The sequence below is a fragment of the Arthrobacter bussei genome, assembly GCF_009377195.2.
Lineage (GTDB): Bacteria > Actinomycetota > Actinomycetes > Actinomycetales > Micrococcaceae > Arthrobacter_D > Arthrobacter_D bussei.
The window spans coordinates 542,865-550,094 of sequence record NZ_VJXX01000002.1; the positions used below are offsets into that span (position 1 = coordinate 542,865).

Below are 7,230 nucleotides of genomic sequence, written 5' to 3' on the forward strand. Positions count from 1 at the left end.
CGGGTGAGGCTCGCCGGGCGACCGTCAGTCCGCGGGCGTCGGCCGCAGCAGCGGGGCCAGCGTATCGAGTACGGCAGGATCCTCGATCGTGGACGGGACGGCGTACTGCTCCCCCGCGGCCATCTGGCGCATGGTCCTGCGCAGGATCTTGCCCGAGCGCGTCTTCGGCAACGCGTCGACGACCACGGCCGACCGGAAGTCCGCCACGGGTCCGATGGTCATGCGTACCAGGTGCACGAGTTCCGTTTCGAGCGTCGCGGCGTCGATGGTCGAACCTGCCTTCAGGACCAAGTAGCCACGTGCGCGCTGGCCCTTCAGCGGATCGTGGAGTCCGAGGACCGCGCACTCGGCGACGGCGGGGTGCTGCGCGATGGCCTGCTCGATGGCGCCGGTGGAGAGCCGGTGCCCGGCCACGTTGATGACGTCATCGGTGCGCCCCATGACGAACACGTAGCCGTCCTCGTCCAGGTAGCCGGAATCCCCGCTGGAGTAGTAGCCGTCGAAGGCCTCGAGGTAGGACTCGCGGTACCGCTGATCGCTTCCCCACAGGGTCGTCAGGGTGCCCGGCGGGAGCGGGAGGCGCAGGGCGATGCTGCCCTCGAGCCCCGCGGGAACCGGCGCGCCGCTCTCGTCCAGGACGGCGACGTCGAACCCGGGCGACGGCAGGGACGGTGAGCCCGGCTTCAGCGGGACGCCGCCGAACCCCCGCGGATTGGCGCAGATGGGCCAACCGGTCTCCGTCTGCCACCAGTTGTCCACGACCGGGACACCGAGGACGCCACCGATCCAGGCGGAGGTCCCGGTGTCGAGGCGCTCGCCGGCGGAGAAGAGGGAGTCGAGGGAGGACAGGTCGTGGCCGCGGAGCGCCGAGCCCTCGGGATCGGCCCTGCGGATGGCGCGCAGGGCGGTCGGCGCGGTGAAGAGCACCTTCGCTCGGTGCTCCTCGATCAGTCGGCCGAATGCACCGGCGTCGGGTGTTCCTACCGGCTTGCCCTCGTAGAGCACCGTCGTCGCTCCTGCCAGGAGCGGCCCGTAGACGATGTAGGAGTGCCCCACGACCCAGCCGACGTCCGAGGCTGTCACCATGACGTCGCCCGGGCCGATGCCGTAGATGTTCCGCATGGACCAGGCCAACGCGACGGCGTGCCCGCCGTTGTCCCGCACCACGCCCTTGGGGGAGCCGGTGGTGCCGGAGGTGTAGAGGATGTAGAGCGGATCGGTCGCCGCCACGTCGACGGGAGCGACCGGCTCGGCCCGCGCGACGGCGTCGTCCCAGTCGACCCACGGCGCGTCACCGCCGGTGGTCGAGGAGCCGGCCGCGGAGGAGCGACCGTCCCCTGACCCGTCGTCCGGAGCCTCCCCGGCGCCGCGGTCGAAGCCATCACGATGCTTGACGACCACGGGCGTCCCCGTGCTGCCGGCGAGCGCGAGTGCCTCCCGGACGGCCGGCAGGTACTCGACGCGCCGACCCGGCTCGAACCCGCCCGTCGCAGTGACCACCGCCGCAGGTCCGGCGTCCCGGATGCGCGCGGCGAGTTCGGCGGGGGCGAATCCCCCGAATACCACCGAGTGCACCGCCCCGAGGCGCGCCGTCGCCAGCATGGCGATGACGGCTTCGGGGATCATCGGCAGGTACACGAGGACGCGGTCGCCCTTGCCGACGCCGAGCCCGGCGAGGACACCCGCGAAGACCGCCACCTCGTCCCGCAGCTCGACGTAGGTGTAGCTGCGCCGCAGACCCAGCATCGCGGAGTCGTACACGAGGGCCGTCCGCATGCCGTGTCCCGCGTCGACGTGGCGATCGAGGGCGTTGTGGCTCGTGTTGAGCGTGGCGGAGGGGAACCACCGGTAGAGGGGCGCGGACGTGGTGTCGAGTGCCGAGGTGGGTGCGGCCGACCAGTCGACCGCCTCCGCGGCAGCGAGCCAGAACCGCTCGGGATCGGCGAGGCTCTCGGCGTGCAGCGCCACGTACTCGTTCCACGGGGTATTGCCTCCGGCATCCATCGCTGCTGCAGCCATGCTCGCCCTCCCTTGCGCGTGGAGAGGAGAGTACCACGGGCCCTGAGCTGATGGAGCAGCTCCTGTATACACGGAAGGAACACAGCTCCTACCGCGGGCGGCAACCCTTGCTTCTGGCGTGCTGAATGTATACATTCAAGCGGAAGGCCGGGCTGCGCCCCGGCGACGACGAACAGCCGGAGGTCGGTGTGAGAGCGAGTGACCGCGCCTACTCCCTGCTCCGCTCGGACATCCTCGAGTGGCGGCTCGCACCCGGCGACGTGCTTGCCGAGGTCGAACAGTCCGCTCGCTTCGGCGTCTCACGGACGCCCCTGCGCGAAGCCCTCTCGCGCCTCGTCGCCGAAGGACTGGCCACACCGCATGCAGGACGCGGCGTCATGGTGTCCGCCATCTCGCTCGACGCGGTGGCCGATCTCTTCGACGTCCGGCTGCCGCTGGAATGCGCGGCCGTGCGCCTTGCCGCCGTGCGGGGATCGGCGGAGGTGTTCGACGCCCTGGCCACGGAGTTCAGGGCCGCCGGGCAGAGCCTCGAGCACGACGGCGGGCACGAGGACTACTACGCACTCGCCGCCCGGCTCGACCGGGCGATCGACGAAGCAGCCGCCAACTCCTACCTGTACCAGGCACAGAAATCGATTCGGACGCACCTCGCCCGGGTCAGGCGGCTCGCCCGTGACCAACCGGCGCGGCTACGCGCCTCCGCCCGCGAACACGAGCAGATCGCTCTCGCCGTCGCGGCCGGGAACGCCGACCTCGCCGAGGCCGCCATGCGCGTCCACCTCCACACCAGCCTGCAGCACCTCCTCGACCCGACGGTCGCCCCGGCGTCGCCTCCCACCACGTTCCGAGATCCACGAAAGGTACACCATGGTTGAATTCCACCCTGTCCGCGTCCACCGCAGCGAGGAGAACCTCCCGAAGACCGGCCAGCTCGCCTGGAAGATCGCCGAGGTGGCGACCGACCCCGTCGAGGTCACCGCCGATGTCGCGGACATGGTCATCAACCGCATCATCGACAACGCCTCCGTGGCCATCGCCTCGCTGAACCGTGCGCCGGTCGTCGCCGCGCGCGCGCAGGCCCTCGGTCATCCCGTGTCCGCCCACGGCAGCGGCGCCTCCGTGTTCGGCGTCACGGAGCCCGTGTCCGCGGAGTGGGCCGCCTGGGCCAACGGGGTGGCCGTGCGTGAACTCGACTACCACGACACCTTCCTCGCCGCGGACTACTCCCACCCCGGAGACAACATCCCGCCGATCCTCGCCTCAGCGCAGCACACCGGCGCCTCGGGCCGGGACCTGCTCCGCGCGATCGCCACGGGCTACGAGATCCAGGTGGACCTCGTGAAGGCGATCTGCCTGCACGAGCACAAGATCGATCACGTGGCACACCTCGGCCCTTCTGCTGCGGCAGGCATCGGCACCCTGCTCGGCCTCGAGGCCGACGTGATCTTCCACGCCGTCGGCCAGGCCCTGCACACGACGACAGCCACCCGCCAGTCCCGCAAGGGCGAGATCTCCACCTGGAAGGCGCACGCACCGGCCTTCGCCGGCAAGATGGCCGTCGAGTCGGTCGACCGGGCGATGCGCGGGCAGACCTCCCCCACACCGATCTACGAGGGCGAGGACGGCGTGATCGCCTGGCTCCTCGACGGTCCGACCGCCGCCTACGAGGTGCCGCTCCCCACCCGGGGCGAGGCGAAGCGGGCCATCCTCGACACCTACACCAAGGAGCACTCGGCCGAGTACCAGGCCCAGGCCTGGATCGACCTCGCACGGCGCCTCCGCGGTGCCCACCCCGAGGTGGCCGACCCGGACAACGTCGCGGCCGTCGTCATCCACACGTCCCACCACACCCACTACGTCATCGGGTCCGGTGCCAACGACCCGCAGAAGTACGAGCCCACCGCCTCGCGTGAGACTCTCGACCACTCCATCCCGTACATCTTCACCGTGGCACTGCAGGACGGCCGCTGGCACCACGAGGACTCCTACGCGCCCGAACGCGCCGCCCGCCCCGACACCGTGGCGCTGTGGCACAAGGTCACCACGGTCGAGGACCCGGAGTGGACCCGGCGCTACCACTCGCTCGACATCGCCGAGAAGGCCTTCGGCGGCCGCGTCGAGATCACCCTGACCGACGGGACGGTCATCACGGACGAGATCGCGGTCGCCGATGCGCATCCCCTCGGCGCCCGCCCCTTCGCCCGTGCCGACTACGTCGCGAAGCTGCGCATGCTCGCCGAGGGCGTCGTCGAGGACACGGAACTCGACCGGTTCCTCGCGGCCGTCGAGCAGCTTCCGGACCTCCCTGCGGGATCGCTCGGGCAACTCAACGTCGTCGCCCGTCCAGGCCACCTCGATGCGGTCGCGATGCCGCAGGGACTCCTGTAGGAGGGCCGGGATGCTGTATTCGAGCGTCACCGCGACACAGAAACGACGCGCCCTCCGCGACGGGCTGGCCTCGGGCCGTCTCCAGCAGTTCCCCGGCGCCTTCAATCCCCTCTCGGCCCGGCTGATCGGCGACAAGGGATTCGACGGCGTCTACATCTCGGGCGCCGTGATCGCCGCCGATCTCGGGCTCCCCGACATCGGCCTGACCACGCTGACCGAGGTGGCGCAGCGGGCCGGACAGATCGCCCGGATGACGGATCTGCCCTGCCTGGTCGACGCCGACACCGGCTTCGGCGAGCCCATGAACGTGGCCCGCAGCGTCCAGGAACTCGAGAACGCAGGCCTGGCCGGTTGCCACATCGAGGACCAGTTCAACCCCAAGCGGTGTGGTCACCTCGACGGCAAGAACGTCGTCGACCTCGACACCGCGGTCAAGCGCATCCGGGCCGCCGCGGACGCACGCCGCGACCCCGACTTCCTCATCATGGCGCGGACCGACATCCGCGGCACGGACAGCCTCACGGCGGCACAGGACCGCTCCCGCGCACTGGTCGAGGCCGGCGCGGACGCGATCTTCCCGGAGGCGATGCGGAACCTGGACGAGTTCCGTGCCATTCGGGACGCCGTGGACGTACCGATCCTCGCGAACATGACCGAGTTCGGGAAGAGCGATCTCTTCACGGCCGAGCAGCTCCAGGACGTCGGGGTGAGCATGGTCATCTACCCGGTCACGCTCCTGCGCAGTGCGATGGGCGCCGCCGAGCGTACGCTGGACACGATCCGTCTCCACGGCACGCAGCAACCCGCCGTGGAGGGGATGCAGACGCGCAGCCGGCTGTACGACCTCGTGGACTACGAGGGCTACAACCGGTTCGACTCGTCCGTCTTCGACTTCGAGGTACCGGGCAGCAGATCCGCCGCCCCGCCCGCACCCGCAGGATCCGATGCACAGGAGGAGCAATCGTGACAGAACCAGAGATCCACAAGGGCCTTGCAGGGGTGGTCGTCGACTACACCGCGATCTCGAAGGTGAATCCCGAATCCAACTCTCTGCTCTACCGGGGCTACCCCGTCCAGGAGCTGGCCGGCCACCGGGACATGGAAGACGTGGCCTATCTCCTCTGGAACGGCGAGCTGCCGGACGCCGCGCAACGGCAGGAGTTCGACGCCTTCGAGCGGGCCCACCGCGCCCTGCCCGAGCAGGTCATCGCCGCCATCGACCTGCTCCCTGCGACGGCGCACCCGATGGACGTGGCACGCACCGCCGTCTCCGTCATGGGGGCGAGCCACCCCCTGGCCGGAGACAACTCGGTCGAGGCGAACATGGAGAAGGCTGCCACGCTCTTCGCGGCCTTCCCCGCCGTCGTCGCCTATGACCAGCGGCGCCGCCGTGGGCAGGCGCTCGTGGAGCCGCGCGACGACCTCGGCTACTCGGCGAACTTCCTGTGGATGACTTTCGGGGAGGAGGCGCCCACCGAGGTGGTCCACGCCTTCGACGTCTCCATGGTGCTCTACGCCGAGCACTCCTTCAACGCCTCGACCTTCACCGCGCGGGTCATCACGTCCACCCTCGCTGACCTGCACTCGGCGGTCACCGGTGCGATCGGCGCTCTCAAGGGAGCTCTGCACGGCGGAGCCAACGAGGCCGTCATGCACACCTTCGAGGAGATCGGCATCCGCGAGGACGAGAGCGCCGAGGACGCCGCAGTGCGGGCCAAGGCATGGATGGAGGACGCCCTCGCGTCGAAGAAGAAGGTGATGGGCTTCGGGCACCGCGTCTACAAGAGCGGCGATTCCCGCGTGCCGACCATGAAGTCCGCCCTCGACGCGATGATCGAGTACTACGGACGCAGCGAGATCCTCGGCCTCTACTCGGGGCTCGAGACGGCGATGGACGAAGCCAAGGGCATCAAGCCGAACCTCGACTACCCCGCCGGGCCCACGTATCACCTCATGGGTTTCGACACGGAGATGTTCACCCCGCTCTTCATCGCGGCCCGCATCACCGGCTGGACGGCACACGTCATGGAGCAGGTGGCCTCGAACTCGCTCATCCGTCCGCTCAGCCTGTACAACGGTCCCGAGGAGCGGCACGTCGACTGACCCCGGGGGCCGTCACCGGGCGGACGCGGCGTCGCACCGTCATCGGGCGGAGGACCCGCGGGCCGCGCTCCATCCACCGAGGGTCGCGTCAGCTGACCCGTAGCCGTCGAGGATTGTGGGCTCTTCGTAATTAGGAGTGTAGGTGGGGTCTGAAGCCGCCTGATTCGAGCAGGCTTCGGGCGATGTAGTGGGTGAGGTTCCTGAAGCCCAGAGCCGATCCACGCAGGTGCTCGAGCCGCCCATTGATGGCCTCCGTCGGACCGTTCGAGGTGCCGGGGCGGTCGAAGAACGCGAGGACATCAGCGGTCCGTTGTTTCAGGGTCCGCCCGAGCCGACGAATCTCGACCAGGGCGGTCGGCACGCCGGCGGTGACGGAGTCGATGACGGCTTTCATCATCTGCTTTCCCTTCTTTCTGTCGGGTTCCCGGTACGCGGCGATGATTCGCTGGTAGATGCCCCAGGTGGCTTCGACCTCGAGGTGATTCTCAGACCTGAACACTGCGTTCAGGCGGGCTTGCTGCTTCTCGGTGAGCAGATTCGCGCCGGTATGCAGTGTCCGTCGGGCCCGGTAGAGCGGGTCCCCGGACCGGCCCCGGTGACCGGTGGTGGCTTGTTGGACGCGTTGCCTGCACCGGTCCAACCCATCCCCGGCCAGCCGAACCACGTGGAAGGGATCCATCACCGGGACCGCGCCGGGGAGCTCCTCCGTCGTGGCGGTCT

General features: G+C 69.6%; 6 protein-coding genes. 4 read left to right on the forward strand and 2 right to left on the reverse strand.

Translation table 11 applies throughout. The features are described 5' to 3' along the window. Positions 1–24 precede the first annotated feature (24 nt). Positions 25–2,019: an AMP-binding protein gene (locus FNH21_RS10680; protein ID WP_422108765.1), complete on the reverse strand. Its 1,995-nt coding sequence runs from the start codon at positions 2,017–2,019 to the stop codon at positions 25–27. Positions 2,020–2,207: 188 nt separating this feature from the next. Between FNH21_RS10680 and FNH21_RS10685 the strand changes: the two genes are divergently transcribed. Genes FNH21_RS10685 through FNH21_RS10700 form a run of 4 tightly spaced genes read left to right on the forward strand, consistent with a single transcriptional unit; the run spans position 2,208 to position 6,510 of the window. Next, complete coding sequence (locus tag FNH21_RS10685) at positions 2,208–2,894, forward strand: FCD domain-containing protein (RefSeq protein ID WP_191931857.1); 687 nt, start codon at positions 2,208–2,210, stop codon at positions 2,892–2,894. Next, positions 2,887–4,407, forward strand: coding sequence for an MmgE/PrpD family protein (locus FNH21_RS10690; protein WP_152815013.1), 1,521 nt, complete (start codon positions 2,887–2,889; stop codon positions 4,405–4,407). The genes FNH21_RS10685 and FNH21_RS10690 overlap by 8 nt, the downstream gene beginning before the upstream one ends. 10 nt (positions 4,408–4,417) lie before the next feature. Beyond that, the gene (gene prpB / locus FNH21_RS10695; protein WP_152815015.1) at positions 4,418–5,374 is read left to right on the forward strand and encodes a methylisocitrate lyase; all 957 of its coding nucleotides are present in this window, start codon (positions 4,418–4,420) and stop codon (positions 5,372–5,374) included. After that, the gene (locus tag FNH21_RS10700) at positions 5,371–6,510 is read left to right on the forward strand and encodes a bifunctional 2-methylcitrate synthase/citrate synthase (protein ID WP_191931858.1); all 1,140 of its coding nucleotides are present in this window, start codon (positions 5,371–5,373) and stop codon (positions 6,508–6,510) included. Before prpB ends, FNH21_RS10700 begins: the two co-directional genes overlap by 4 nt. 130 nt (positions 6,511–6,640) lie before the next feature. Here the strand turns inward: FNH21_RS10700 and FNH21_RS10705 are convergent. Continuing rightward, positions 6,641–7,230, reverse strand: a 590-nt coding sequence (locus FNH21_RS10705; protein ID WP_191931859.1) for a transposase, incomplete at its 5' end; no start/stop codon positions are given.

What these genes read in the sequence shown, in the direction of transcription:
- prpB (WP_152815015.1), top strand. Translation starts at nt 4,418, where the DNA reads ATGCTGTATTCGAGCGTCACCGCGACACAGAAACGACGCGCCCTCCGC.
- FNH21_RS10690 (WP_152815013.1), top strand. Translation starts at nt 2,887, where the DNA reads ATGGTTGAATTCCACCCTGTCCGCGTCCACCGCAGCGAGGAGAACCTC.
- FNH21_RS10680 (WP_422108765.1), bottom strand. Translation starts at nt 2,019, where the DNA reads ATGGCTGCAGCAGCGATGGATGCCGGAGGCAATACCCCGTGGAACGAG.